At 40.9% G+C, this 26,480-nt stretch carries 25 protein-coding genes; 13 read left to right on the top strand and 12 right to left on the bottom strand.

The annotated features are described in order from the left end of the window. Nucleotides 1–1,004 precede the first annotated feature (1,004 nt). The 3 genes from metK (at nucleotide 1,005) to NOS7107_RS29640 (ending at nucleotide 4,716) form a co-directional block, all read left to right on the top strand. Nucleotides 1,005–2,267 (top strand): methionine adenosyltransferase, encoded by a 1,263-nt coding sequence (metK, locus tag NOS7107_RS03390; protein ID WP_015111586.1) that lies wholly within the window; start codon nucleotides 1,005–1,007, stop codon nucleotides 2,265–2,267. Nucleotides 2,268–2,844: 577 nt separating this feature from the next. After that, entirely contained in the window at nucleotides 2,845–4,569 is a 1,725-nt protein-coding gene (locus NOS7107_RS03385) for an ATP-binding protein (RefSeq protein ID WP_015111585.1), read from the top strand. 21 nt (nucleotides 4,570–4,590) lie between these two features. After that, on the top strand, nucleotides 4,591–4,716 hold the full coding sequence (locus tag NOS7107_RS29640; protein WP_301280991.1) for a hypothetical protein: 126 nt from the start codon (nucleotides 4,591–4,593) through the stop codon (nucleotides 4,714–4,716). Nucleotides 4,717–4,789: 73 nt separating this feature from the next. On the opposite strand, the gene NOS7107_RS03380 is transcribed toward NOS7107_RS29640, so the two are convergent. Continuing rightward, nucleotides 4,790–5,437 (bottom strand): Uma2 family endonuclease, encoded by a 648-nt coding sequence (locus tag NOS7107_RS03380; protein ID WP_015111583.1) that lies wholly within the window; start codon nucleotides 5,435–5,437, stop codon nucleotides 4,790–4,792. A 281-nt stretch (nucleotides 5,438–5,718) separates the two neighbouring features. Here NOS7107_RS03380 and NOS7107_RS03375 point away from each other — a divergent pair, with 281 nt between their 5' ends. From NOS7107_RS03375 to NOS7107_RS03360, 4 genes are all read left to right on the top strand, one after another. Continuing rightward, a complete protein-coding gene (locus tag NOS7107_RS03375) occupies nucleotides 5,719–6,444 on the top strand; it encodes a pyridoxine 5'-phosphate synthase (protein WP_015111582.1) in 726 nt (241 codons plus the stop codon). Nucleotides 6,445–6,604: 160 nt separating this feature from the next. Beyond that, the gene (locus NOS7107_RS03370) at nucleotides 6,605–7,324 is read left to right on the top strand and encodes a pathogenesis-like protein (protein WP_015111581.1); all 720 of its coding nucleotides are present in this window, start codon (nucleotides 6,605–6,607) and stop codon (nucleotides 7,322–7,324) included. Nucleotides 7,325–7,388: 64 nt separating this feature from the next. After that, complete coding sequence (locus tag NOS7107_RS03365) at nucleotides 7,389–7,718, top strand: MgPME-cyclase complex family protein (RefSeq protein WP_015111580.1); 330 nt, start codon at nucleotides 7,389–7,391, stop codon at nucleotides 7,716–7,718. Nucleotides 7,719–7,856: 138 nt separating this feature from the next. Continuing rightward, nucleotides 7,857–8,510, top strand: coding sequence for a hypothetical protein (locus tag NOS7107_RS03360; RefSeq protein WP_015111579.1), 654 nt, complete (start codon nucleotides 7,857–7,859; stop codon nucleotides 8,508–8,510). Nucleotides 8,511–8,584: 74 nt separating this feature from the next. On the opposite strand, the gene NOS7107_RS03355 is transcribed toward NOS7107_RS03360, so the two are convergent. From NOS7107_RS03355 to folD, 3 genes are all read right to left on the bottom strand, one after another. After that, on the bottom strand, nucleotides 8,585–9,040 hold the full coding sequence (locus tag NOS7107_RS03355) for a divergent PAP2 family protein (RefSeq protein WP_015111578.1): 456 nt from the start codon (nucleotides 9,038–9,040) through the stop codon (nucleotides 8,585–8,587). A gap of 330 nt (nucleotides 9,041–9,370) precedes the next feature. Then, nucleotides 9,371–10,300 carry a geranylgeranyl diphosphate synthase CrtE gene (gene crtE / locus NOS7107_RS03350; protein WP_015111577.1) on the bottom strand — a complete coding sequence of 310 codons (930 nt, stop codon included), beginning with the start codon at nucleotides 10,298–10,300 and terminating at the stop codon, nucleotides 9,371–9,373. A 128-nt stretch (nucleotides 10,301–10,428) separates the two neighbouring features. Next, a complete protein-coding gene (gene folD, locus NOS7107_RS03345; protein WP_015111576.1) occupies nucleotides 10,429–11,304 on the bottom strand; it encodes a bifunctional methylenetetrahydrofolate dehydrogenase/methenyltetrahydrofolate cyclohydrolase FolD in 876 nt (291 codons plus the stop codon). A gap of 279 nt (nucleotides 11,305–11,583) precedes the next feature. Between folD and NOS7107_RS03340 the strand changes: the two genes are divergently transcribed. From NOS7107_RS03340 to NOS7107_RS03315, 6 genes are all read left to right on the top strand, one after another. Next, nucleotides 11,584–11,964, top strand: a complete 381-nt coding sequence (locus NOS7107_RS03340) for a hypothetical protein (protein WP_015111575.1) — start codon at nucleotides 11,584–11,586, stop codon at nucleotides 11,962–11,964. Between the two features lie 18 nt (nucleotides 11,965–11,982). After that, nucleotides 11,983–12,423, top strand: coding sequence for an NUDIX hydrolase (locus NOS7107_RS03335; protein WP_015111574.1), 441 nt, complete (start codon nucleotides 11,983–11,985; stop codon nucleotides 12,421–12,423). Nucleotides 12,424–12,522: 99 nt separating this feature from the next. Then, nucleotides 12,523–13,638, top strand: coding sequence for an AI-2E family transporter (locus tag NOS7107_RS03330; protein ID WP_015111573.1), 1,116 nt, complete (start codon nucleotides 12,523–12,525; stop codon nucleotides 13,636–13,638). A gap of 288 nt (nucleotides 13,639–13,926) precedes the next feature. Beyond that, nucleotides 13,927–15,537, top strand: a complete 1,611-nt coding sequence (locus tag NOS7107_RS03325) for an alkaline phosphatase (RefSeq protein ID WP_015111572.1) — start codon at nucleotides 13,927–13,929, stop codon at nucleotides 15,535–15,537. An 81-nt stretch (nucleotides 15,538–15,618) separates the two neighbouring features. Next, entirely contained in the window at nucleotides 15,619–16,182 is a 564-nt protein-coding gene (locus tag NOS7107_RS03320; RefSeq protein ID WP_015111571.1) for a Uma2 family endonuclease, read from the top strand. A gap of 72 nt (nucleotides 16,183–16,254) precedes the next feature. Beyond that, a complete protein-coding gene (locus tag NOS7107_RS03315) occupies nucleotides 16,255–17,055 on the top strand; it encodes a dienelactone hydrolase family protein (protein ID WP_015111570.1) in 801 nt (266 codons plus the stop codon). A gap of 3 nt (nucleotides 17,056–17,058) precedes the next feature. On the opposite strand, the gene NOS7107_RS29635 is transcribed toward NOS7107_RS03315, so the two are convergent. The 8 genes from NOS7107_RS29635 to NOS7107_RS03275 form a co-directional block, all read right to left on the bottom strand. Then, entirely contained in the window at nucleotides 17,059–17,193 is a 135-nt protein-coding gene (locus NOS7107_RS29635; protein ID WP_301280990.1) for a hypothetical protein, read from the bottom strand. A gap of 152 nt (nucleotides 17,194–17,345) precedes the next feature. After that, entirely contained in the window at nucleotides 17,346–17,600 is a 255-nt protein-coding gene (locus NOS7107_RS03310; protein WP_253274502.1) for a type II toxin-antitoxin system RelE/ParE family toxin, read from the bottom strand. An 11-nt stretch (nucleotides 17,601–17,611) separates the two neighbouring features. Then, nucleotides 17,612–17,815 carry a hypothetical protein gene (locus NOS7107_RS03305; RefSeq protein WP_015111568.1) on the bottom strand — a complete coding sequence of 68 codons (204 nt, stop codon included), beginning with the start codon at nucleotides 17,813–17,815 and terminating at the stop codon, nucleotides 17,612–17,614. A 595-nt stretch (nucleotides 17,816–18,410) separates the two neighbouring features. Beyond that, nucleotides 18,411–21,509 (bottom strand): AAA-like domain-containing protein, encoded by a 3,099-nt coding sequence (locus NOS7107_RS03295; RefSeq protein ID WP_015111567.1) that lies wholly within the window; start codon nucleotides 21,507–21,509, stop codon nucleotides 18,411–18,413. Between the two features lie 217 nt (nucleotides 21,510–21,726). Then, complete coding sequence (locus tag NOS7107_RS03290) at nucleotides 21,727–22,359, bottom strand: type I restriction enzyme HsdR N-terminal domain-containing protein (protein ID WP_015111566.1); 633 nt, start codon at nucleotides 22,357–22,359, stop codon at nucleotides 21,727–21,729. 41 nt (nucleotides 22,360–22,400) lie between these two features. Next, nucleotides 22,401–24,008, bottom strand: a complete 1,608-nt coding sequence (locus tag NOS7107_RS03285) for an AAA-like domain-containing protein (RefSeq protein WP_015111565.1) — start codon at nucleotides 24,006–24,008, stop codon at nucleotides 22,401–22,403. Between the two features lie 265 nt (nucleotides 24,009–24,273). Beyond that, nucleotides 24,274–24,696, bottom strand: a complete 423-nt coding sequence (locus tag NOS7107_RS03280) for a hypothetical protein (RefSeq protein WP_015111564.1) — start codon at nucleotides 24,694–24,696, stop codon at nucleotides 24,274–24,276. A 117-nt stretch (nucleotides 24,697–24,813) separates the two neighbouring features. Next, nucleotides 24,814–26,451 carry a CTP synthase gene (locus NOS7107_RS03275; protein WP_015111563.1) on the bottom strand — a complete coding sequence of 546 codons (1,638 nt, stop codon included), beginning with the start codon at nucleotides 26,449–26,451 and terminating at the stop codon, nucleotides 24,814–24,816. Nucleotides 26,452–26,480 lie beyond the last annotated feature (29 nt).

Genomic DNA, 26,480 nt, shown 5'->3' with positions numbered 1-26,480 from the left:
AATTAACTGAGCTAAATTTATCAAAGATAAACGACTTCAAGGGTTTTGTTATCAGGGGCTACCGAGCAAATCAAACATCAAATTAATTGTTGATTTTCATAGAGATTTAATATCAAAGTTATAAATAATTAATTGGAGAAAAATTTATTCATTAATTAGGCTTCACATTTGCTACAACCGGGATTCAATATGTATAAATATTGCTATTTCCGTACAACTTAGCCCCCTAAATAAAAGGGCAATGTTTGTACATATTCCTGGACTCTACAGTAGCAAATGTTGAGTGGGAGAATTAGGCGCTTGATATGCCTACTCCCACTCTTTTTTTATGGCAACACAAGTCAGGAATCAGTCTTCTATCCCCTGCTATATAACAATACTTCGGACAAAATTAAGCCGCAATAACGCCGTAAGATCGGAGGTTTTGGTAATGAGGATGGGATTTAATTACAATTGACGAGAGTCCTAATCAGGACTTACGCACAGGCTACGGAAAATCGAACCACAGAGATGCAGAGGTCACGGATAAATGAGAGTTTGAGAGGTGTTTTGCGTAAGTCCTACTAATGTTGAAATAAAGGTGTCGAGCAAATGGTCATTGAATGCCCGTCGTTTGACACTCGCCATTGAAAAGACTGAGGGTGTTTTACCCAACTGCGGTAGTCTATCCGCGTTAGGTCTTGGCAAACAGTCAATCCTTTCATCTGAGGTTTGCGAAAAATCCCCATTTTTGTCAGTAAGCTTTGTACAATTTCCATACAGCCACCGATCCGGTGCTTGTTTGTTCTAATCAGCACCTTAATGGGTCGATAGCTTTCTTGTCGACTCCCTGAACTCAAAATTGTCCAGAGTATTGAAATATCTGAGCTGGATTATGTGTTTTTAAAATCTCGCACTACACTTACTACCGAATGTGTCAAGACTGGTATGATTCTAGAAATAATTAGCTGAACTAAATAGTTAATATTTAGTCAGTGGTTATACTATTACAGGAGGAAATCTCTTTGTCTCGACGTTATTTATTTACCTCCGAGTCAGTCACTGAAGGTCATCCAGATAAAATCTGCGATCAAATCTCAGATACAATCCTGGATACCTTATTGACACTAGATCCTAGTAGTCGTGTAGCAGCGGAAGTAGTAGTTAATACTGGTTTAGTGCTAATTACTGGTGAAATCACCACTAAAGCTAACGTCAATTATGTGAATCTGGCTCGCAAAAAAATTGCTGAAATTGGGTATGTTGACGCAGATAACGGCTTTTCTGCTAACAGTACCAGCATTATCGTTGCTTTAGATGAACAATCGCCAGATATTGCCCAAGGTGTAAACGTCGCTCAAGAAACTCGCCAACAGGATAGTGATGAACTATTCGATACAATCGGCGCAGGCGACCAAGGTATCATGTTTGGCTTTGCTTGCAACGAAACCCCTGAACTGATGCCTTTACCTATCAGTTTGGCACACCGTATTGCTCGCCGACTGGCAGCAGTTCGTAAAACAGGTGAGTTGTCATACCTGCGTCCCGACGGTAAAACCCAAGTAACTGTAGTCTACGAAGATGGTAAACCTGTAGGCATTGATACTATCCTAATTTCTACGCAGCACACAGCGACCATTGGGGAAATCACTGATGAGGCAGCAGTGCAAGCTAAAATTAAGCAAGACCTCTGGACGGCAGTAGTCGAACCTGTTTTTAGCGATATTAATATCAAGCCTGATCAAGAAACCCGCTTTTTAGTTAATCCCACTGGCAAATTCGTCATTGGTGGGCCGCAAGGTGACTCTGGTTTAACAGGTAGGAAAATCATTGTTGATACCTACGGCGGTTATTCCCGTCATGGTGGTGGTGCTTTTTCTGGCAAAGACCCCACAAAAGTAGATCGTTCTGCGGCTTATGCAGCTCGCTATGTAGCCAAAAACATTGTAGCTGCTGAGTTGGCAGAAAAATGTGAAGTTCAACTGAGTTATGCGATCGGTGTAGCCAGACCAGTTAGTATTCTCCTAGAAACCTTTGGGACTGGCAAAGTAGATGATGAAATTTTGTTGGAATTAGTCAAAGAAAACTTTGAACTACGTCCAGCAGGAATTATTCATGCTTTCAACTTACGTAAGTTACCAAGTGAACGAGGCGGACGTTTTTATCAGGACGTCGCGGCTTACGGGCATTTAGGACGGAATGACTTAGATTTGCCTTGGGAACAAACCGATAAGGCAGAATTGTTGAAGCAAGCCGTTGACAAGTTGCGTTCAACTGCGATCGCCTAGTACTCTAATAGGATAAAAATTTCCGTATTTGTCCGACAGGGAGGAAAAAACAGCGAATACTCCCTTTATATATTTAAACTTCTTCTGCTTGGATGTTGCTGAATTAGCAACCAGGCAGAGGTTTTTTATTGGCCAAGACTGTGATAGTTAAAAATTTGTTTGGGAATCTTACTAATTGATGCTAAGATGCGATATGAATTAGCCTATCTGGAACTTAGGTATTTGTATCACCCAAGGCAATAGCAAAATCTAGTAGTAGTGTAGCCAATAGTTCAAAAGATGACTACTATTAATCAGGTTTCATAAACAGTAACGATAAGTATAAAATTCCGGAATAAGCTTTACTCTAGAAAAGTATTGATTATATATAAACACAGAGTTTTATGATTATCTAGTGTTTTTGTATACATTCATATCAAAATCACCCAAATCCAATAAAGTCATGACAATTATTTAAAGAAGAATTATTTACGCTGCTTCTTACAAAAAATTGTGTAGGTGTTAATCACCAGTTAATTTAATTTTAAAGATGGAATTGATGTGGCGATTTTTGCGGAAGGGCGAGGAGATTTGAGGAATGCAAACTCACAAGCCTAACCCAATTGACAGTAATTCAGAAAGCAAAAAAGTGCCAGCCGAAAATTCATCAACCGAAGAACTCCCAACAATCGAATTTCCCTCCAGTGGGAAACTCAAAGCAAGTTCTTGGCGGATACATCAAAAAATTGGCTATGGCTACTTTGTAGCTATAGGTATTGGCTTTTTTGGCTCACTTACTGGTTTGGTGATTGCCAACTATTATCGAGGACGAGAAATTAGGCAGTTTAATCAAGCGCAAGAACAACGCCAACTACTAACTAACTATAAAAATGCAGTAGTGGGAGCGCAATTACATAGTTCTAATTTAGTTGCAGTATTAGAAGATTCTAAACAACTGCGAACTAAAAAAACGGAATTTTTAAAGAACGTGAGTAAAGCTGGAGATTTAGAGCAGAAAATTGACAGCTTTATTGAAAGAAAGCCTATGCAATTAGCCGCTACAAGTGCTAATTTACAGGCTTTATTAGAAGATTATACGATTAATTTAAAATCCTACGTTGACCAAATAGAAGATGTCTTAAAAGAAATCGAACGGCAGCCTTTACAACCACAGCAAATTGCTGTATTTCGAGAGCCGTTGTTAAAGATAATGCGTGGTGAAACCGCCATGCAGTTAGATAATCTTTCCGAAAAGTTAACTAATATTCTGCAAACTGCCGAAAATCAAGAGCAAGACAGGCAAATAGACGTAGAGCAGGCGAAAGGAGTTGAGAGATTAATTGTGATGGTGAGTATGCTGGTATCAGTAGCGATCGCTGCTATTATCGCCTGGCGAACCAGTCGCGCGATCGCCGAACCAGTAATTACTGTCACCCAAGTCGCTGAACAAGTCGCCCGCAAATCTAATTTTGATTTACGCGCCCCTGTCACCACCGAAGATGAAATTGGCTTGTTAGCAAAATCCCTCAATCGGTTGATTGAGCGCGTGTCGGAACGCACCAAACAACTAGAACAGGCCAAAGAATTAGCCGAAGCCGCCAGCAAAGCTAAAAGTGTATTCTTAGCTAACGTCAGTCACGAATTACGTACACCCTTGAATGCTGTCATTGGACTTAGCCAACTCCTGCAAGATGATGCTACAGACTTAAACTTATCGGGAGACTTTATTACTGATTTAGAAACAATCAATTCCGCTGGTAGACACTTATTAGAATTGATTAACGACATCCTCGACTTGTCAAAAATTGAAGCGGGGAAAATGACTCTTTATCCAGAGACATTTGAAATTGGTAATCTGATTAATAATCTTGTCTTGACTATTAAGCCTTCCATTGAGAAAAATGGCAACATCTTGGAAATAGACTATGACGAACAGCTAGGAACAATGTATGCTGATCAGACAAGAATGCGACAAGTACTCTTAAACTTGCTGAGTAATGCTGCTAAATTTACGACTAATGGCAAAGTCACACTAACTGTTAAAAGTGAAAAACCTAATTCACCTTCAGACTCCCCCTTGGGCATGATTTCGTTTATGGTGGTTGATACAGGTATTGGTATGACTCATCAGCAACAGCAACAGTTATTTCAACCTTTCACCCAAGGGGATAATTCCACCACCAAGAAATATGGTGGTACTGGCTTAGGTTTAGCCATTAGCAAGCATTTTTGCCAGATGATGGGCGGCGAGATTTTTGTTAAAAGTCAGCCAGGAGTAGGCTCGTCTTTTACTGTACGCCTACCTTTGACTGTAAGGGAATGAGATATTTTTAGTGAAAAACTGATGATGCGGTTCGCCCGTTTAGAGACAAGTAACACTCATGGCGATCGCAAATATCCTCCAATTTATTTACTTCAAATTCAGCCAGTAGGTGCTGATAAATATGATTTTGTACCAATTCCACGGTAGTTTTATTTAATATTTTTTCTAGAGCGATCGCCTTTATTAAACCAGCCTAAAATTTTGATTAGAGTTTCCTAGATTATCTGTTTGATAAATTATTTTCCATCCACTTCCTAAAATTACGCATAGCTTGACTTCTCCCGCTAGTCAAACACTGCTGAACATACTCATTAACTAATTCAATAATCGGTATATTAGGAAAGTTAGGGCTAGATTGAGATTGAATATATTTTCCATCTTGGAGTACAAAAATTTCTAAACCTTGTTTTGTATATCGCCAAAGTTCAGGAACTCCTAAAATTTCATAGTTATTAAATTGAGTCCGTGAGGTAATATCAACTTCAATTGCTAAATCTGGTGGTGGATCTATATTTAAATCAATTCTATTTTTACCAATCACAGCAGCTTGATTTTGAATATAAAAAGAGGTATCTGGTTCTACTGCTTGCCGCATTCGCTCATTTTTAAGTGTTGTAGAACCAAATGGTTCAAAATCAATCTGGAGTTTGTCTAATAAAATTTTGACTAAATCACCAATTAACTCTTTATCTTTTTCATGCTCAGGGAGAGGAACCATAATTTCTAACCAACCATTACTATAAGAGATACGTGCGGCACGTTTATCTCCCATTTCTTCTAAAATATTTTCTAACTGCTGCCAACTAATATCTTTAAGCAACATTTGTTGTCCCGGTTTGACGATAATTTGTTGCAGTTTTAAAAGCATATCGCCTCTGACTTAAATTTAATTATCATTATAAGGAATGAGAGTGCGATCGCACTTCAAACACATCATAATTAAAGGCGATCATATTCTGATATTTTCACCGCACTAACCAATCTACAATTTGTGCTTCAGTAAGATCGGGAACTTCCAGACGCTGCTTTAATTTATACAGCAATTTTTCTGGCAGTTTAGTATGAGCAGGGCGAGATCGCCTGCCTCACTTTACCATCCCGATTTCCGCTAAAATCTAGTTCGGAGGACTGTGAATCAGGAGACTAGGGTTGCCTACACTTGGAGTTAACATCGACCATATTGCCACCATCCGACAAGCGCGGCGGACAGTGGAACCAGACCCCGTGGCGGCGGCTGTACTAGCTGAATTAGGGGGTGCAGATGGAATTACGGTACATTTGCGAGAAGACAGGCGGCATATTCAAGACCGAGATGTACGTTTGTTACGGCAAACAGTGAGAACCCATCTTAATCTAGAAATGGCCGCTACAGATGAAATGGTAGCGATCGCTCTTGACATTAAACCAGATTATGTAACGTTAGTACCGGAAAAACGCGAAGAAGTCACAACAGAAGGCGGACTGGATATAGTTGGGCAAATTGCTAGAATAGGAGAAATTGTCGATAAACTGCAAAGCGCTGGCATTCCTGTCAGTTTGTTTATCGATGCTGAATCAGCACAAATCGAAGCCTCTGTCAAAATACAAGCAAAATTCATTGAACTGCACACTGGCCAGTATGCTGAAGCAAAAGATGAAACCAATCGCCAGCAAAAACTAGCAATATTAGCTCAAGGGTGCAAACAAGCAATCAACTTTGGATTGCGCGTGAATGCTGGTCATGGACTTACTTACTGGAATGTTTCTCCTGTCGCCGCGCTTCCAGGAATGGAAGAACTAAACATCGGTCATACTATCATCAGTCGGGCAGCTTTAGTTGGCATAGAAAGAGCAGTCAGAGAGATGAAACAAGCCATACTGAAGTATGAAGTATGAAATGAATGTTTCAGCTTTAAACTTCAATATCAAGAGGGGTTGTAACTGCGAAATCCAGAAAAAATGATGAAATGTGAAGCGTGAAGTATGAAATAAGTTTTTTCAGCCTTTGAGCTTCAGCTTTCAGACTTTGTTGATTAAAATCTCAACTAAGACTTTTATGACCTCACCAGAATCTCACGACCTACCGCTTTGGGTACAAGATAGGGATAAAGTTATCGCCGCCAGCACGGATGTTGAGTGGCGCTATCAAACACCTCCTGATTATTCTCGTTCCAAAGAAAATCTTGCCAAAGAAAGTGTATGTCATCATGTTGAAGGATCGTTAGAAGCGATCGTGCAAAACTTGGTAAGAACCTTCGAGATGGAGGTATCATTCAAATCTAATCCACAGCAGTGGTTATCAGTTGTGAGTGACAAGTTTCGTGTAAGTACCAATGGCGGAAAAGAGTACACAGCCGCAGAGTTAGGCAACCAAGGTACTTACAATTTGTTTATGGCTGATTCTGAACATTACAAAGCTTCAGAAGAAAGCTTTGAATCATCAGCTAAAATCTTCCACACAACATTTCCCCAAGGTTTCCCTTGGGAAGTGCTGGAAGTGTACTCAGGGCCACCAAACGTGTCATTCAAGTGGCGGCACTGGGGACATTTTAGAGCTGCATACAAAGGTTATGCACCCACTGGAGAGACAATTGAAATTATCGGTATGAGTGTTGCTCGTGTCACCGACGATTTAAAGATTATTTCCGTAGAACACTATTTTGACAACACGCTGTTTTTAGACAAACTGACAGCTGGTGGTCAACAAACAAATAGTGAAATTAAAGGAAGTAGTTGTCCCTTCAGTTCTTGGTTCTCAAAATTTCGTAAGAGTTAGTTAAATCAGGATACAGAGTTAATTCTGTATCCTGATTTAACCCATTATTAACCAAAGGATGAAAATGCAAACATATTATTACGTTTTAGCCAGCCAGCGCTTTCTAGTTCAAGAAGAACCCCTAGAGGAAGTGCTTAAAGAACGCACTCGTCATTATCATGAAAATGAAAAACAAATTGATTTTTGGTTAGTTGAACAACCAGCCTTTTTAGAAGCGCCAGAAATGTTAGAAGTTAAAGCTAATTGTCCCAAACCAGCAGCCGCAATTATATCTACAAATCCCCAATTTATTACCTGGCTGAAACTGCGATTAGAATACGTGATTACAGGAGAATTTAATGCACCTTCAGTAACGATTCCAGAGCCTTTGGCATCTCTTGCTAGTGTTTCTTAGTCAACTAAAGTATGAAGTATGAAGTGAGAAATAAAATTGGCTTGACCAGAAGAACTTGGTATGTAAATATTTTTCATACTTCATACTTTCTAGTGACGAACTACTAAAATAGATAGAATTTTTTAAAAAATCCAGCTTATGCGTCCCAATTTTGTGCAGAGATTTGAGACTATATCTAGTGTATTGGTAATAGCGATCGCAGGTTTAATCAATACTACAATTTCTGTGAACGCCCAACAAAAAATCCCTGTCTGCCAACCGCCCAAACCCGGAGAATATTTATTACTAGTAATTACTCCCACAGCAGAATATCAAAGACAATTGCGGAATGCTTTACCTAACGAGATTTCCACTACTACCTGCCAATATCTCACTGACACAGTAACGCGAATAGGTGGTTTTAACACTATTGAAAATGCAAATCGTTGGGCAAGATATATCAACAATATTGTCGGGTTATCTGCCATCATTACGACAAAGCCTGCCGAGGTGACTCAACAACCAGCAACAGTCCCTACAGTTAGCTATAATCCTCAACCATTAGGACAAGGTTACGCGGTACTAGTAGACTACTACAACCGTCCAGAACTAGCGAATAGCGTGCAACAAGTTGTAGGAGGTAACGTCGGTTTCGCTTCTTATGGACAGCGCCCTTACTTGTTAGCAACGCATACAACCAACCAACAACAGGCATACAATACGCTGCAAAAACTTAACGAGCGTGGCTTTTTCGCCATCCTCGTCGATAGTCGCAAAGTCGTGTTGCTACGTTCAGCCGTCAAAGTACAGTAGCCAGTTGAAAAAGGCAAAAGTTAAAAGAAAGAATGTTTATCTTGTAAGGTTTTCACACTTAACACTTCATACTTTTAATAAGCCGCCCTTGCCAACCAGTAAATAGTGATCCCTAAAGCTGAACCAGCTATTACTTGTACTGGTGTGTGTCCCAGTAATTCCTTGAGGCGGTCTTGGCTAAATTCGTGCTTTTCATCAAATAATTCAGCAATCATTTGATTGAGTATGCGAGCTTGTTTACCCGCAGCTTGACGAACTCCAGCTGCATCATACATCACGATAATGGCAAAAACTGTGGCCAAGGCAAATTCCGGCGATGCCCAACCAACAGTTTGTCCAATACCAGCTGCTAGGGCTGTGACTAGAGCCGAATGAGCGCTGGGCATACCTCCAGTCGTAACTAAAACACGCACATTCAGTTTTTGATTTTTGACTACCTCAATAACCAGTTTCAATGCTTGAGCAATAAAACAAGCTATCAGCGCTACCACCAGCACCCGGTTGTCTAAAATATCGGCTATGTCCTGCATGGTGTTTTGGTTCAGTTAGTTAAAATTAGCAGTAATTATTTTGTAAGTAAAAATTAGACGCAACCAAAAATTCCAAATCTCAAAAGGAACTACAGCAAAGTGCTGAGTATAAACTCAGTATTTCCAGGAGTTCCAGCTATCAACATAGTTCTAATCTATGCTTTGACTGCTTTAATTCCAAATATTGTTTGAGGTTTTTGGAGTAGCCTATGATTCAAGGCTATGAATCTAAACTTTTGCAAAATATTTACTGAGAAGTAGCTTAACCTCCAGTAATGCTGATTCACCACAAGGTAATGGCTCCAAAATTTAGAATCCAATTGGTGTGTCCTAGTTATTGCGATTAACAATAAAGTGAGCTACGGCTTTGAGTGGTTGTGCCAGACTACCATAAGGTTCTAATTCTGCACAAGCTGACTCAATTAGCTGTTGAGCTTTAGCGCGTGATTCCTCAATTCCCCACAGACTAGGGTAGGTGACTTTTTTAGCTAACAGGTCTTTACCAGCTGTTTTACCTAGTTGTTCTTGAGTTGCAGTCACATCCAAAATATCATCAATAATTTGGAATGCCAGACCGATGTTTTGTGAGTAGCGAGTCAGTCGTTGTACATCTTCTGACGATGCACCTGCCAAGATACCACCACAAACCACACAAGCTTCCAGCAGGGCCGCAGTTTTATGGTTGTGAATAAAATTCAGGGTTTCGAGAGAAATATCAGATTTACCTTCTGACTCCAAATCTACTACTTGCCCACCGACTAAACCTGCTGCGCCTAGCGCTCTGCCTAAGCGGGCAATTACCTGTAAAACTTTGTCTCTGGGAACATTCTCTGGTGTTTGAGTGGCAACTAGTTCAAAAGCAAAGGCGAGTAATCCATCTCCAGCCAAAATGGCAATATCATCGCCATAGACTTTGTGATTCGTCAATCTACCACGACGATAATCATCATTGTCCATTGCTGGTAGGTCATCGTGAATTAATGACATGGTGTGAATCATTTCTACGGCACAAGCTGTAGGCATAGCCATTTCGATAGTACCGCCCATCATTTCACAGGTAGCAAGGCAGAGAATGGGACGCACACGCTTCCCTCCAGCGAGGAGAGAGTAGCGCATTGATTCATAAATCGTTTCTGGATATATGACTGGCATACATGTATCCAGAGCAGTATCACAAAGCTTTTGGCGCTCTTTGAGATAGGCGACAAGGTTAAAGGTTGCTGTTTGGGGCATCTTCTGAAGGTTATCAGCTGCTACCATTCTTATAATTCCTTCAATTTTTGGCTTTTGGCTGTTTGTCTTATACGTCACAATTTTACGGGGCTTTGGTGCTGAAAAGTTATGCGGGATGAATCGGGAGTAAAAAATTCATAACTTATAACTTTTAACTAGCTTGTAGCGCGTAAATAACTGGTAAAGGTGTTTTGCAATAGTATGGCAACGGTCATAGGGCCAACACCACCGGGAACGGGGGTGAAATATTCTGCCACACCAGCAATTGATGCCAAATCGACATCACCGACTAAGCGACTATTGCCATTGGCATCAGTGACGCGGTTCATCCCCACATCTACCACGATCGCACCCTGTTTTACCATGTCAGCGGTAATGAGTCCTGGACAACCGACTGCGGCGATGAGTATATCGGCATTCTTGGTGATGTTAGCAAGATTATGCGATCGCGAGTGGGCAACTGTGACAGTAGCATCTGCTTCTAGTAGCATCAAGGCCATTGGCTTGCCTACTAAAATGCTGCGTCCTACAACCACCGCGTTTTTTCCCCGCAGCGGAATATTATATTCTGCCAGCAAGTGCATCACTCCCGCAGGAGTGCAACTACGTAACCCGCTTTCTCCTCGTACCAGTCGTCCTAAATTCACTGGGTGCAGTCCATCTGCATCTTTATCTGGATGTATTTGATGTAACAGAGACACAGCATCCAAATGGTCAGGTAAGGGTAGCTGCACCAGAATTCCATCTACCTTTTCATCCTGGTTGAGTTCGGCAATTACCGCCGCTAATTCTTGTTGGCTAGTATTTTGAGGAAAATGCTTACCAAAAGAGGCAATACCCACCTTGGCACAGGCTTTTTCTTTGTTGCGGACATAAGCAGCAGAGGCGGGGTTATCGCCAACCATCAACACTGCTAAACCGGGAGGACGGCCAACTTTGGCTTGTAATTGGTGAATTTGTGTTTTTAGCTGCTGGTATATTTTTGCGGCTAAGGCTTTACCATCAAGAAGTTTGGCAGTTGTTGTTTCCATGAGAATCCTCAGAAGATTCGCCTCTAATCCCAAATTTTAGTTGTCTGTAGTGAAGTTAACAGCGGGGAAAATTCTTGTTTGTTGATTAGCTGTTGCATATCTCCTACCACAAGACTGTACTTGTTCATCTTCTCAGATCCCTTGTCGAATCTTACGGATAAAACAATGAAATCTTAGGGAGTGGGGAACAGAGAACAGGGGAAGGTTAAAAGTCAATAGGTAATAGTAGAACAGTAGACAAGTTTTTTAGTTCTCCATTTTCTATTCTCGATGAAACTCATGCACAAATCGTCAAATTATTACCGCATCATCTGCAATTGTCTACTAGTGGTGGGACTGGCTAGTTGTTCTGCTTGGAGACTTCCAGAAATCAAAGGTGGTAATTTCGTCTTTGGTAGCAATGTTACACCAATTGAAAAAATTCCCCCTAAACCAGACAAACCAACTACGGTTTATATTCAAGGTAAGGTAGAAAAGCAAGTACCACTGATGAAGCAGTGGGCATATCAAATTAATGATTCCACTGGCAAAATCTGGGTAATTACTAATCAAAAAAATTTGCAACCGGGAACTCAAGTAGTTTTAAAAGGTAAAGTGAGCTACAAAAGTATTCCCATCGCTGGGCAAGATTTTGGTGAAGTATACATAACAGAAGAGTAATTTTTAAGTATAAATTTTATGACTAACCAACTACCAGAAGTAGCGATCGCTATTCTTTACCAAGACAATAAGTATCTCATGCAGCTGCGAGATAATATCCCCAATATTCCGGCTGCTGGTTGCTGGGGTTTTTTTGGCGGACATATTGAACCCGGCGAAACCCCAGAAGTAGCGGTCAAACGAGAAATTCTCGAAGAAATTGGATATGATTTGCCAACATTTGCCAAATTTGGCTATTACCCCGATGAAAAAGTTATCCGCCATGTTTTTCAGGCTCCCTTGTTAGTGGACATAAATCAACTGGAACTGAATGAAGGCTGGGATATGGGACTTTTAACACCAGAAGATATTCGCAGTGGTAGTTGTTACTCAGCCGTGGCTGGCGAAGTCCGACCATTGGGGTCGATGCACCAAAAAATTATGCTGGATTTTATCAATCAACAAAGTGCTGACAAGTGACAGGTGATAGAAAATTATCTGTAACCTATAACCCTAGCCCCTTGAAAGAAATTAATCTAATGCCACAATAAACTAAATAATTGTGGTGGAGTCACTCTCATGCAATCAGCAAACAAACTACCACGATGGTTAAGTTATGGCTTGGCGTTTCCGCTAATCATTCTCAACGGTTGGTTATTAATCCAGGTCGTCAAGTATTTTCAACCCTTGGTGAGTGTAGTGGCGATCGCTATCCTACTAGCTTTTGTCTTAAACTACCCCATCCAGTTCTTTCACAGACGCGGTGTACCACGGAACTTGGCTATTATTGGAGTCTTGCTGTTAGCTGTGGTGATTTTAGCGGGTGTGGGTGTCACCTTAGTGCCAGTTATCTTGCAACAGCTAAATGAACTAGCTAATATTCTCCCTTCTTGGATAGATTCTGGCTTACAACAATTAGAAGCTTTTCAAAATTGGGCAGCTACCCAACAACTCCCTTTAAATTTAAGGGGTTTAGCTCTCCAACTTTTAGAAAGATTATCTAATCAATTCCAATCTTTTACAGGCAGAATTCTCGGTTTTGCCTTTGACACTATTGGAGTTGTAGTTAATATCTTAATTGCCGCTGTTTTGACTATTTACTTAATCTTAAATGGTGAAAATTTGTGGAATGGAATTTATCATTGGTTTCCTGAACATATCGGCACAAAAGTTAGGCAATTACTCCGAGAAGATTTTCAGAATTATTTTATTGGTCAGGCAACACTAGGGGCTATTTTAGCTGTATTAGTGACATTAGCATTTGTCGCATTACGAATTCCCCTTGCTTTATTGTTTGGAATTGCGATTGGCTTTTTCTCATTATTTCCCTTTGGTACAGGGATAGGAATTGGACTAGTTAGCTTATTAGTAGCTTTAGAAAATTTCTGGTTAGGTATGGAAGTTTTGGGTGTAGCAGTAGCTCTTGATCAAATCAATTCTAATATTGTCGCGCCTAGAATTTTAGGGAATTTAACTGGCTTAAATCCCGTGTGGGTTGTGATTTCCTTGCTTATAGGTGCAAAATTAGGTGGTGTTTTAGGATTATTAATTGCGATTCCACTTGCTAGTTTTATTAAGGACATTGCTGATAGTTGGCGAGCCGGAGAACTTACCCAAACGATTGTTACTAGTAAGGATAGTGTAAAAGTTGCACCAATGGAAATAAATCAAGAAAATTACGTCAGCAAAAGTTAATCATAAACAACCTCAATATTCAGATCCCCGACTTCTTTAAAAAGTCGGGGATTTTAGTTTTCTAACATAATAGTTTCTTAACTTTTAGATAACGCAATATTTACTTATAGGCTAGAGAGAATATGCTAAATACCTATTTTGGTTTATTGATAGCTAGTGCAACAAGGCAAAAGTAAAGAATAGTGATATCACAAGCCTTTTAGCAATTCTAGATGGTCTGTTTATTTATGCCGACCTATACTAGTTTGATGTATTTTTTTACAGACATTTTCAACACAATGCAATTTTATGGAATCTCATCAGCCATCAAAGGTAAATCGTCGCCAATTTTTACTACGTTCAGCGGTGACAGCCGGTGGAATTATTGGCACAAATCTTGTCTCTAAATCACACGTTTTTGGTCAAGCACCAGCCATTATTACTTCCGAAAAAATGCGCCCTGGTATACCTTTTGGTGTATCTAGTGGCGATATAAGCGAAAATAACGTTGTGATTTGGAGTCGGAGCGATCGCCCCGCCAGAATGATCGTAGAATATTCTACTAGCGAATCGTTCCGCAATTTGCGGCGCATCCCTGGGCCTGTAGCTTTAGAAACTAGCGACTTTACCGCCAGACTCAACTTGAGAAATCTCCCTCAAAATCAACAGATATTTTATCGAGTAATTTTTCAAGATTTAAATTATCGTAACGTTTATAGCGCACCAGTTAGAGGTTCTTTCCGCACTCCACCTAAATATGGGCGAGATATCTGCTTTGTTTGGGGTGGTGACACTGCAGGTCAAGGATGGGGGATAAATCCTGACTTTGGTGGGATGAAAATCTATGAAACCATGCGCCAACTTCAGCCGGACTTTTTCATCCATTCTGGCGATAATATCTATGCTGATGGCCCCATTGAATCACAAGTAACCCTCGATGATGGCACAATTTGGCGAAACATCACCACACCAGAAAAATCTAAAGTAGCTGAAACTTTAGCAGAGTTTCGGGGTAATTATAAATACAACTTGATGGATGAAAACATCAAATGTTTCAATGCTGAAGTGCCAATTTTATCGCAGTGGGACGACCACGAAGTTACAAATAACTGGTATCCCGGTGAAATACTTACTAATGTAGGTGGCGATGCTCGCTACACAGTCAAAGATGTTAACTTGTTAGCAGAAAGGGCAAGACAGGCATTTTTAGAATATATGCCTATTCAGTATGATAATGACCCAGAAAGAACGAGAATTTATCGTTCTTTTGAGTATGGGTCATTGCTAGATATTTTCATGCTGGATGAGCGCACTTATAGAGGGGCAAATTCTCCCAATAATCAGCCAAAACAAAGTCCAGCAACAGATTTTTTAAGTAAAAGACAAGTGCAATGGCTAAAACGACAATTACTTTCATCCAAAGCAACTTGGAAAGTAATTGCCAGTGATATGCCTTTAGGACTGATAGTGAGAGATGGTGCGACTGACTTTGAAGCTTGGGCCAATGGTGATGGCCCCGCTTTAGGCAGAGAATTAGAATTAGCAGACTTACTGCGGTTTATCAAAAATAAAAATATCAAAAATGTGGTGTGGTTCACGGCGGATGTTCATTACGCCGCCGCCCACTACTACGACCCCAATAAAGCCCAGTTCCAAGACTTTAAACCTTTCTGGGAATTTGTCGCCGGGCCGTTGAATGCAGGTACATTTGGGCCAAATCAATTAGAAAATACCTTCGGCCCACAGTTAGTATTTCAAAGCTTACCTGCGGGTACAAGAGCAAATCGTCCCCCAAGTGAAGGGTTGCAATTTTTTGGCGCAGTCCAAATTAATGCTTATACCAAGGTAATGACAGTTTCACTACGTAATTTAGCAGGACAAGTTGTTTACAGCGTAGATTTGCCACCAGAAAAATATTAACCGTAGCGTGGGCAAACTTGCCCACCTATATTTTAAAATTGACATCAAGCAAATCAAACTTTCTTTTATCAGGAAGTCACAATGGTACAGACCCCATCTAAACCTATAAATTTGGCGGAGTTTCTCAAGCTACCAGAAACTGAACCTGCTAGTGAATATATTGATGGGCAAATTATTCAAAAGCCAATGCCACAAGGTAAACACAGTACAATTCAAACTGAGTTCTCTACTACTGTCAACATAGTTCTGAAACCACAAAAGATTGCAAGAGCATTTTCAGAATTACGTTGCTCATTTGGTGGGCGTTCAATAATTCCAGATGTTTCTGTATTTACTTGGGAGAGAATTCCCCGCGACGAAAAAGGCGAGATTGCTAATACCTTTTTAATAGTTCCTAACTGGACAATTGAGATTTTGTCACCTGATCAAAACCAAACAAAAGTCACAAAAAATATTTTGCATTGCCTCAATTTTGGTACTCAAATGGGTTGGTTAATTGACCCGGATGAGCAAACTGTCTTTGTTTATCTACCCAAGCAACAACCAGAGGTTTTTGACCTAGCAGAACAAAAACCTCTGGTTCCGTCTTTTGCTAATGAGCTAAATCTACATTTAGGAACTTTGTTTGGCTGGTTATTAGAATAAAGAGGATGGTGATGCGTGGTATGAAAAAACAATCAAAATAGACAAATTAATATAAAATTATCCGAACTAAACATGGTAAAAATAACAAGCATCGAAATTAACACGTCAAAAATCAAAATATCTAACGGTGAGTTACAAATTGATGCTTATTTAGCTGAACCAGCACAAGCAGGAGTTTTTGGCGCTGTTATAGTTTTTCCCGAAATTTTTGGAGTTAATAGTAATATTCGGGATATTACCGAACTCATAGCAAAGCAAGGATATGTAACAGTAGCACCTGCAATGTATCAAAGAACTGCTCCAGGTTTTGAGATTGACTATAGCCCTAATGATGTTGGATATAGCCCAGAAGCTTATCAGCTTGGGTTGCAATACTATCAACAAGTAAAGTATCAAGAAATTTTCAGCGATATTCAAGCCACGATCGCCTATCTTAAAACTTTACCCCATGTTAACGATCGCAAAATTGGCGCTATTGGTTTTTGCTTTGGCGGTCATGTAGCTTATATGGCTGCAACTTTACCCGATATCAAAGCTACGGCTTCGTTTTATGGTGGTGGGATTACCACTTCTAGTTATGGTGAAGAAACTCCCACGATTAATCGCACCTCCGAAATTAAAGGTACTATTTATACATTTTTTGGTAACAGAGATACATTAATTTCCCAAACAGAAAACGAGCAAATTGAGGCAGAACTCAAGAAACATCAAATCAATCATCGTGTATTTCGATACGATGCAGGACATGGATTTTTCCACGGATTCTTTAAAGATAAGTATCCATTAATAGAACAGCACCCCAGTTACAATCCCGAAGCGGCTCTTGATGCTTGGCAACATGTTTTGGAACTGTTGCAAAACCATTTAAACTGAGTTTTATGGTAAGCGATCGCCATCATCAGTGTAGTAGTACGGCAAGTCTAAAATGTTTGCTTGATTAATTATGCAAAATGCGATTGCTTCGTTCCTCGCAATGACAGAATTAGCATTTCCATTTTTTGAACCTAGCAAATTAAGCTTGCCACGTTAGTAGTTAGTAGGTTGGGTGCAGCGAAGCGTAACCCAACATTTGATTATGTCTGAATCTCTGGAGCGATCGCCCCGCACACTCCATGTATGATGATCATAGTGAGCGATGCTTGCGGCGGGCTACGCCAACGCATTTATGGGAAATAGCGATAGATATCTTTACGGTGGAGAACTCGCACAAAAGTAATCGTATCTTCGGCAACTGTGAAACCAATGCGGTAATCTCCCACTCGAAGACGATATGCACTATCAGCGTCCTTTAGTTTTTTGATATTGCTGATTTCATCTAAACCAGAGTAGCCAGGAATCTCATCAAACACAAGAGACTTGACTGACTCGAAAACTGGAGTACTTTTTAGCGCCTTGAGGTCTTTAATAAAACTGGGCATATACTCACAATTCATGGTTTTTCCAGTTCTTCTAGAGCCTCATTTATACTTAAAGGTGTTTCACCACTAACTGCTTGCATCGCTCGATAAAGTCCCTCATCTTCAATAGCGTCTAATAAACGCTGATATTCCTGAAACTCCAAGACTACTTTGAGAACTTGTCCTTGTTTATCTGTAATTAACTCCTGAACAAAGGGATATTCTTCAGCTTTCATAAGTCATGGCATAACAAAATAATTACCTTCTACTATAGAGCGTAGATGCTTGCGGCTTTTAGCTAAATCTCGCCCCTCAGCATACATTTATCATGAGTTTTAGAGGAGGCGATGCCTGCGGCAAGCTACGCCAACCCCATAAAACCCAAACATTTGAGCTTTGAACAAGAATCGCTAGGGTTGAAACGAGGACGTTTTAGTTTCAAACGAGAACCGTCAGCTTTTAAACGAGAACGTTTTTGTTTTAAACGAAAATTGTCAAGGTTAAAATGAAAACGTTTTAGTTTCAAACGAGAACCGTCAGCCTTTAAACAAGAACGTTTTAATTGAAAACGAAAATTGTCAGCTTTTAAACGAGAAATTTCTAGATTGGAACTCAAACAATGTTGTTTATTTCTTCAACGTTCGCCTTCCAAGCTACATTGATTATGAGTTAGGCAAGGAGCGATCGCCTATTTACAGCAAATGCGTTGGCGTAGCCCGCCGCAGGCATCGCCAAAACCTGTTCATTCTCTCCCCATATATCTTTATCTTCCCCTCATCCCCCACACCCCTAATTCCCCCCTACACCCGACACCCTCACACCCCTACACCCCTACTTCCCACACACCCTTGGCGCATCATCATGACTAATCAAATAACCCTTCAGCCAACTGCAACCCTGCGCCAGTAAATCATCAAGATCCAAATTCCACAGTTTGATTGTCTTGTCAACACTGGCGGAGGCTAAGGTTTTACCGTCCGGGCTGAACACCACACTCCTGACCCAATCGCCATGACCTTCTAAGGTGGAGATAACTTTCCCTGTCTCCCGATTCCACAGTTTGATTGTCTTGTCAACACTGGCAGAGGCTAAGGTTTTACCGTCCGGGCTGAACACCACACTAATGACCGAATCGCCATGACCTTCTAAGGTGGAGATAACTTTCCCTGTCTCCCGATTCCACAGTTTGATTGTCTTGTCACCACTGGCAGAGGCTAAGGTTTTACCGTCCGGGCTGAACACCACACTCCTGACCCAATCGCCATGACCTTCTAAGGTGGAGATAACTTTCCCTGTCTCCCGATTCCACAGTTTGATTGTCTTGTCACCACTGGCAGAGGCTAGGGTTTTACCGTCCGGGCTGAACACCACACTAATGACCGAATCGCCATGACCTTCTAAGGTGGAGATAACTTTCCCTGTCTCCCGATTCCACAGTTTGATTGTCTTGTCAACACTGGCAGAGGCTAGGGTTTTACCGTCCGGGCTGAACACCACACTAATGACCGAATCGCCATGACCTTCTAAGGTGGAGATAACTTTCCCTGTCTCCCGATTCCACAGTTTGATTGTCTTGTCAACACTGGCAGAGGCTAAGGTTTTACCGTCCGGGCTGAACACCACACTAATGACCGAATCGCCATGACCTTCTAAGGTGGAGATAACTTTCCCTGTCTCCCGATTCCACAGTTTGATTGTCTTGTCAACACTGGCGGAGGCTAAGGTTTTACCGTCCGGGCTGAACACCACACTCCTGACCCAATCGCTATGACCTTCTAAGGTGGAGATAACTTTCCCTGTCTCCCGATTCCACAGTTTGATTGTCTTGTCAACACTGGCGGAGGCTAAGGTTTTACCGTCCGGGCTGAACACCACACTACTGACCCAATCGCTATGACCTTCTAAACGATTTATTTCTCGAATATCTAGCAGAATAGTCTGTAAACTAAACAATGGGCTATATGCAGGGTAATCTGCTAAAGATTTTTTATCCTTAACTAAAGTTTTGAGTTCTTCCCCACTCCGCACTGCTAATAGCAATCCCTCAATTTCTCTAGCAGTTCTAAACTCCCGCAGGGCATTTGTGCCTTCTTGCTCCAGTTGCGTAGCTGTCAGGGCAGTTTCACGCTCTCTTTTGGCTATATCTAAACCAGCAATGGCATCTTGACGCTGCTTTTCTGCTGCTGCACGCTGCTGTTGAGCAGTTAGGGCTTGTTTTCGTGCTTTATACTTCTGGTCAGTTGCTTGTTGTGCCTGTGTCCGTGCTTGTTGGTACTGTGCATTAGCTTTATCTAATGTTTGCTGTGCTAGTTTTACCTTGTTCTCAGCAACCGTTAAACTCTTCTCTGCTAAAGATTTTTGTTTTAATATCTGTTCTTTTTCTGTCTTGGTTAGTTCGGTTGCTGCTTGAGCTTTTTTTAAATCTTCCTTAGCAGCATTCGCTTCTTTTGTAGCTGTTTCCTTTGCTATAACAGCATTCTTAGATAATTCAAGACTATATTGAGTGACAATAAAAGATGCGATTGCCCCCACCACAGCAAAACCTAGCACCAAAGAACCAATACGAATCCTTTGATAAGCTTTGCGGTTCGCCTCTGCTAAAACCTGCTTTGCTTGTTCCTCTGTTTCCAGGCTTTTTTGCAGTTCGCGCTTCTCTAAATCCTGACTAGCATCCAAAAACCGATCATCTACATCAGTTAAACTTTTGCCAATTCGCCAAGCTAAAGCCTCTTTCAAAGCCTTTCCCCGCAACAACCGCGATTCATCTTGATAATCAGCAGCCTTCCAAGCATTAAAAGCATCAGAATAAGGACGCAAATTCGCCAACAACTGCTCACACCACAGCGAGTTAAACACCTCTGCATAGATGCGGTTATAAACTCGCAACTTTCCCTCGCGCCTCACCACCAACCCACTCAACCGCAGTTCTATTTGTTCTGCACTGTCATCAGTGGCAATTTCTCCCTGCTGCAAAATCTGTTGATACAACCCCAACAACCGCCCAGTCCGCACCTCACCACTGCGAGTAATTCTATATAAAATCGTCTTCAAATGTTCCGGCTCATCTTGCCCTTCCCAATTCTCAATAATCTGCTTTCTGACTACACTTTCCACCCACTCTGCAATTTCAGATTTTGGATTTTGGATTTTAGATTCTTCTCCACACTCTGCAACCAACAACTTACAAACCTTCTGCGTCAAAAACGGCTGTCCCCCCGTCCACCCCAACACCGCCGCCATAACATCTTGGGGATTTCCCACATCTGCTAAACCCCGCGCCAAGGGTTCCGCCTCATCTAAATTAAACCCTGTTAAATCAATGGCGCGACCAATATTAAAAGGCGTGCGTCCCTTATCTTGAATCAAATCCGAAGGCGTAGACACACCAATTAAAGCAAAAGTAACGCGGTTATATTCTGGTTTATCAGCCCGGCGGTTATAACAATCTCGAATGACTGCAAAAAAATCATCCAAATTAAATGCCAGACTTAAAATACTATCAATTTCATCAATAAAAATAACAATCTTGTCTGAAATTTTTGCTAATAAAACCGTTTCAATAAACTTACTAAAATGCTGCACTGGTGAAAGTAAATTGTTCTCATTCCACCAATTTTCTAAATCAAAATCAGTATAAAGATTAAAATATCCCACTAACGTATCTATTACCCCGGCATACCATTGTTCTGGCGTAATATCATCCGTCCCAATTGCTGTAATATCCACCGCCGCACAAGCAAACCCCTCATCTTGCAACCGCCGCATCACCCGCACCCGCAAGCTAGATTTCCCCATTTGCCGCGAATTCAGCACATAACAAAATTCTCCAGCCTGCAAGCCTGCATACAAATCATCGTCAGCTTGTCGCTTAACATAAGTTGGCGCATCTTGGGGTAAACTACCCCCGACTTGGTACTGGTATGGAATCATAGGGTGTAGGGATGTGTGTATTCAAATATTTTGTTTGATCCCCCCTAACCCCCCTTAAAAAGGGGGAAATATAGAATCAAAGTCTCCTTTTTTAAGAGAGATTTAGGAAGAAATACTCTTAAAGTCCGTCTTTTTAAGGGGGATTTAGAGGGATCTAAAAGTATGGGAAACAACACAAACAATTTTTCAGTTATCCTCTAATGAATTTGTCAAACAATTACGAATTATTTTGTTGGGCTAAATTAGCCAGATGTTTTAAAACTTTCACCACAGTATAAAGGTCTTCATCACGATTGAGAGAAAGTGTGTAAGATAATGCGTATTTTGGTAAATCCTGTTTTGTTAACTTAATAAATTGAAATTCTCGACCATTGCTCACAAAACCAAATGTTGGTTTACTCTTGTCAAGATTACCCAGCATATAAGCTAATGCTTGAGGGATAGCTACTTCTAAAGAATATTGCGCCCTTTTCGCTTCAATTACCAGCACCCAAAACGGCGGATGAAATACCAAAATATCAATCCGTCCTCTCACAATTGTGCCTTCATCCTCAGAAGAAATTTCCACTTCTTGTTCTGACGCAATATAAAAAGGCGGTTGATAAAAACCTGCTAAACGCAATAATGGCGACAAAACCACCATTTTGACGACAGGTTCTAAAACTGGATATTTTGATAAATGCAAATACTCGGCTTTCACTTCATTGAGTAATTGCTGTTCCAATTCACTCAATGGTGGTAAATCCTGTCGCCACTCCGAGAAAAATTCTGCGTCATCGGCAAGTTGTAGCCCAAATTCATCAATGATTTGCGCTAAAGATATATCTTTGCCTTGAATAACTTGAACCATTTATGTATACCTTCACTGATAACTGATAACTGATAACTGATTCATAGTTTTAAGCGATCGCTAAAATATTTCCGGTATAAATTACACAAGGGCATAACTTTATTTCCTTGAAACTTCACTAACCCCATACTCCGCAGTTTAAATGCTGCTGTTGTCCCTACATCTACCGCTACATCAGCCATGAGTACTTGTTTGAAGGCTGTTAACAATTGTTCGTCCTCCTGCAAATTCAACAAATGACGACGCAAATGATCACTATATGCACCAGATTCTGTAGGCGCTGTTTGTTCTAGTTCTTGCCAAGTCATTCTCCCCCGCGCCATTTGATACAAAGCCATCCGCACTAAATAAGGATGTCCACCAACTAAGCCAATTAACTCCTCAACTTGTGAGTTAGTCCAACGCAGTCTATGACGTTGTACCAAATCTTTGACTTGTGCTTGATTTAATTCTGGCAATTCTACAGGTAAACCCACATTAAAGGGTGACTGATTAATATTCAGGGGAATATACACTTCTTTAGAATGGACAATTACTAATCTCAGCTTTTGCCAAATTGCATCATTTTTAGCACGTTCATGCCAAGCCCGCAGCAAGCCGAAAAAATCTGTAGCAATTGAGGGATGTTTAAAAATTTCGTCTACTTCATCTAAACCCAAGACAATGGGCGAGTCTATTTCTTTCAGCAAATACCGTTGAAAGTAGTTAGAACACTTGTTTTTACTCCCTAAAACCCCGCGCCAATACTCGCCTAACTTGTCTGGGAAACCCAAATTATCGGTAATGCTGGCGCAAAACCACTGCAAAAACATATCAAAACTATCAAGAAATTCCGCATCGGCTGACTGAAAGTTTAAATACGCTGTTTGACAACCTTGTTTGCTGCCATAATCAAGAATCCGTGACATTAACGAACTTTTGCCCATTTGGCGCGGTGCTTTAATTCTAATTAACGCCCCAGCGTTGAGAACTTCTGTGTAACAGTCAGTTTCTACAGGAGGGCGATCGATGTAAAATGCAGATCCTAAAGGTACTTGCCCTTCAGGATTTTCTGGGGATACTGCTGATGCGACAGTTGTTTCTTTAACTGAGTATTGCCGACTTTTGAGAACGGGAGTGGAAGATTCAGGAATGCTTTTTAAGTCAATCGCATTGCAGCCAAACTCATAAGCATCTTGGTATGATCTATCAGCGCCGAGTGCGTCATAAAAACCCACCGCAAACTCTCTGGCTGCTTCATCACCAATTTCTTGATTCATCCCGACTACACAATCAATATGCTGAAAAATCGCCTCAGCTTGGACTTCGCTATAGCAGGCGTTCAACAACACACACTCAATTTTGTCTTTAAATAAACTAAATAACTTAGTTAAAGCCTCTGTACTAACTAATTGACCTTGTCCAGCATCATTTTCCAAGACTAAACCCTGATCACCTGTACCGTGTCCTGAAAAATGGACAATCTCAGGTTCATAATCTAACAGCGATCGCCGCAAGTCTTCGGGATGCACAGCCCAACTCGAAATAATTTCAAACTTATCTCGACTCTTGGCACGTTTCAATCCTGCCTGAATTTCCCTGACTTCTTGATCTAAACGTAATGGTCTACCGTTGCTAGGATGGGCTGATAGTATCAGGATTTTTTTCACAGAGGAAATCAGCGTAAATGAACCCAGGCTTTTTACCTAAAATTAGTTTACTACAGTCAATATCCTCTGAATAGCTCATAATATAGAGCGATACAAATCAGCCTAAATCTTATATAGCAAAGTGCTGAGTATAAAACCCACCTGTGTGGGTTTCCCATCCTTGATTTTCTCTTAGTCCGCGCAGGCTGATTTTGTTGGTGTAGTAGCGAATTCTATTCGCCCAAAACGTAGTAAAAATGAAGTAATTTTTGATGGTAAATCAAGCTTACGACAAAGAATATCCGGTTGTATTTTTGACAAACTGCAAAACTTTTTGATAAGAATCTGGATTATTTGAGGGGTTAATAATAATTGGGATAGTGCCATCTGGCAACCAAAAAGTTATCCTCCCATTGGGTTCTTGACAAAAAGAACTGATGCAATGGAGGTTAACGACATATTCATTTTTGCCATCAATAATTTTCACCCAGTGACCGCTGTCTAGTTCTACATCAGTCACTTGTTCGAGATATTTGAGAACTTTTTGATAGTCTTCTAAGTTATTTTGAGGATTAATTACAATTGGAATCGCACTATCGGGCAACCAAAAGGTAACTCTGCCATTTTTTTCATAGCAAAAGGCATTTACACGGTCAAAATTAATCACATATTCTTTCCTCTCGTAAAAGATTTTCATCCAGTACGGCACAACATCTCCTTAAGTCCAATGTGGAAAAATGATGCTAACCCTGTATAACAAAATATGTCAGTCCTAAGTCAATGTTGGTTTGGGTGAATTTCAAGCTCAAGTTTGAGTTTGAATAAGTTAAGAAACTTCTACAGGTGTTTGAAGATTAGAATTGGGATAGTTAAGAGCGATCGCAGCCTGCATAAATCCTTGAAATAAAGGATGGGGATTGCTAGGACGCGATTGAAATTCTGGATGAAATTGGCAAGCGATAAAGAACGGGTGTTGCGGAAATTCGACAATTTCCACTAAGCGGCCATCGGGTGAAGTACCACTGATGACATAGCCAGATTCCAACAATAGCGGACGATAAGTATTATTGAATTCGTATCTATGTCGATGCCGTTCATAAATCATTTCATCTTGATAAAGCTTCGCAGCCAAGGTATTGGGCAGAATTCGGCAAGGATATACACCCAAGCGCATTGTTCCGCCTAAATCAACTACGTCCTGTTGTTCTGGCAAGAGGTTAATGACTGGATTAGTTGTCTCAGGGTCAAATTCAGCACTATTAGCATCTGACAAACCACTGATGTTTCTAGCCCATTCAATGACAGCACATTGCATTCCCAAGCATAAACCCAAAAAGGGAATATGGCGATCACGGGCATATTTGATAGCAGCAATTTTACCATCTACTCCCCTCGTCCCAAAACCACCGGGTACAAGTACACCGTCTACGCCTTCGAGATAATTTTCGACAGCTTCAGTTTCCAAGACTTCGGAATTTATCCACCGCAAGCGCATATCAGCGTGAGTAGCAATTGCTGCATGACGTAATGCTTCCACTACTGATAAATAAGCATCACTTAAGCGCACATATTTACCAACAATGGCAATCTCCAAAGTCCGCTTAGGACTGTAAAGCCTGTCCACCATTGTTTGCCATTGCGTTAAATTGGGTGGGCGTTGTTCCATTTGCAGCAAGGCGAGTGCTTGCTCTGCCAACCCTTCCCGTTCTAAAATCAGCGGTACTTCATAGATACTCAAAGCATCTTGGGAAGTAATCACACATTTTTCCGGTACATCACAGAACTCAGACAGTTTATGTTTTAATCCTTTGGGTATCGGGCGATCGCTCCGACAAACTAAAATATCTGGTTGAATGCCAATAGATCTGAGTTCCTTAACAGAATGCTGCGTTGGCTTAGTTTTCATTTCCCCAGCCGAAGCAATGTAAGGCAACAAAGTGACGTGCATATACAAAACATTCTGCCGTCCCACTTGCTTACGTAACTGGCGAATTGCTTCCATAAACGGCAGTGATTCAATATCTCCCACCGTACCACCAATCTCCGTAATTAGTACATCAGGATTGGTGTCTTTGGCAACTAACAAAATTCTGTCTTTAATTTCGTTAGTAATGTGCGGAATTACTTGAACTGTGCCACCATTATAGTCACCGCGTCGTTCTCTATTTATTACCGCCTGATAAATTGAGCCTGTAGTCACACTATTCAGACGTGACATTAAGGTATCGGTGAAGCGTTCGTAATGACCCAAATCTAAATCTGTCTCAGCCCCATCTTGGGTAACAAACACTTCCCCATGCTGAAAGGGACTCATTGTACCTGGGTCGATATTAATATAGGGGTCTAGTTTTAAAATCGACACCGAATAATCGCGTGATTTGAGTAAACGCCCCAGACTTGCTGCTACAATTCCTTTGCCGATACTGGAAACTACACCTCCAGTGACGAAGATAAATTTAGTCATAGTAATTTTGTATTTCTCTCTTGCGCCTT

The sequence above is a fragment of the Nostoc sp. PCC 7107 genome, assembly GCF_000316625.1.
Lineage (GTDB): Bacteria > Cyanobacteriota > Cyanobacteriia > Cyanobacteriales > Nostocaceae > Nostoc_B.
This window is presented reverse-complemented; position numbering and strand designations above follow the sequence as displayed.

Bases quoted from the DNA above. Each gene is read 5' to 3' on its own strand.
- NOS7107_RS03385 (WP_015111585.1), top strand. From the start codon at position 2,845: ATGCAAACTCACAAGCCTAACCCAATTGACAGTAATTCAGAAAGCAAA.
- NOS7107_RS29640 (WP_301280991.1), top strand. From the start codon at position 4,591: ATGATGCGGTTCGCCCGTTTAGAGACAAGTAACACTCATGGCGATCGC.
- NOS7107_RS03380 (WP_015111583.1), bottom strand. From the start codon at position 5,437: ATGCTTTTAAAACTGCAACAAATTATCGTCAAACCGGGACAACAAATG.
- NOS7107_RS03370 (WP_015111581.1), top strand. From the start codon at position 6,605: ATGACCTCACCAGAATCTCACGACCTACCGCTTTGGGTACAAGATAGG.
- NOS7107_RS03365 (WP_015111580.1), top strand. From the start codon at position 7,389: ATGCAAACATATTATTACGTTTTAGCCAGCCAGCGCTTTCTAGTTCAA.
- NOS7107_RS03360 (WP_015111579.1), top strand. From the start codon at position 7,857: ATGCGTCCCAATTTTGTGCAGAGATTTGAGACTATATCTAGTGTATTG.
- NOS7107_RS03355 (WP_015111578.1), bottom strand. From the start codon at position 9,040: ATGCAGGACATAGCCGATATTTTAGACAACCGGGTGCTGGTGGTAGCG.
- crtE (WP_015111577.1), bottom strand. From the start codon at position 10,300: ATGGTAGCAGCTGATAACCTTCAGAAGATGCCCCAAACAGCAACCTTT.
- folD (WP_015111576.1), bottom strand. From the start codon at position 11,304: ATGGAAACAACAACTGCCAAACTTCTTGATGGTAAAGCCTTAGCCGCA.
- NOS7107_RS03340 (WP_015111575.1), top strand. From the start codon at position 11,584: ATGCACAAATCGTCAAATTATTACCGCATCATCTGCAATTGTCTACTA.
- NOS7107_RS03335 (WP_015111574.1), top strand. From the start codon at position 11,983: ATGACTAACCAACTACCAGAAGTAGCGATCGCTATTCTTTACCAAGAC.
- NOS7107_RS03330 (WP_015111573.1), top strand. From the start codon at position 12,523: ATGCAATCAGCAAACAAACTACCACGATGGTTAAGTTATGGCTTGGCG.
- NOS7107_RS03325 (WP_015111572.1), top strand. From the start codon at position 13,927: ATGGAATCTCATCAGCCATCAAAGGTAAATCGTCGCCAATTTTTACTA.
- NOS7107_RS03320 (WP_015111571.1), top strand. From the start codon at position 15,619: ATGGTACAGACCCCATCTAAACCTATAAATTTGGCGGAGTTTCTCAAG.
- NOS7107_RS03315 (WP_015111570.1), top strand. From the start codon at position 16,255: ATGGTAAAAATAACAAGCATCGAAATTAACACGTCAAAAATCAAAATA.
- NOS7107_RS03310 (WP_253274502.1), bottom strand. From the start codon at position 17,600: ATGCCCAGTTTTATTAAAGACCTCAAGGCGCTAAAAAGTACTCCAGTT.
- NOS7107_RS03305 (WP_015111568.1), bottom strand. From the start codon at position 17,815: ATGAAAGCTGAAGAATATCCCTTTGTTCAGGAGTTAATTACAGATAAA.
- NOS7107_RS03295 (WP_015111567.1), bottom strand. From the start codon at position 21,509: ATGATTCCATACCAGTACCAAGTCGGGGGTAGTTTACCCCAAGATGCG.
- NOS7107_RS03290 (WP_015111566.1), bottom strand. From the start codon at position 22,359: ATGGTTCAAGTTATTCAAGGCAAAGATATATCTTTAGCGCAAATCATT.
- NOS7107_RS03275 (WP_015111563.1), bottom strand. From the start codon at position 26,451: ATGACTAAATTTATCTTCGTCACTGGAGGTGTAGTTTCCAGTATCGGC.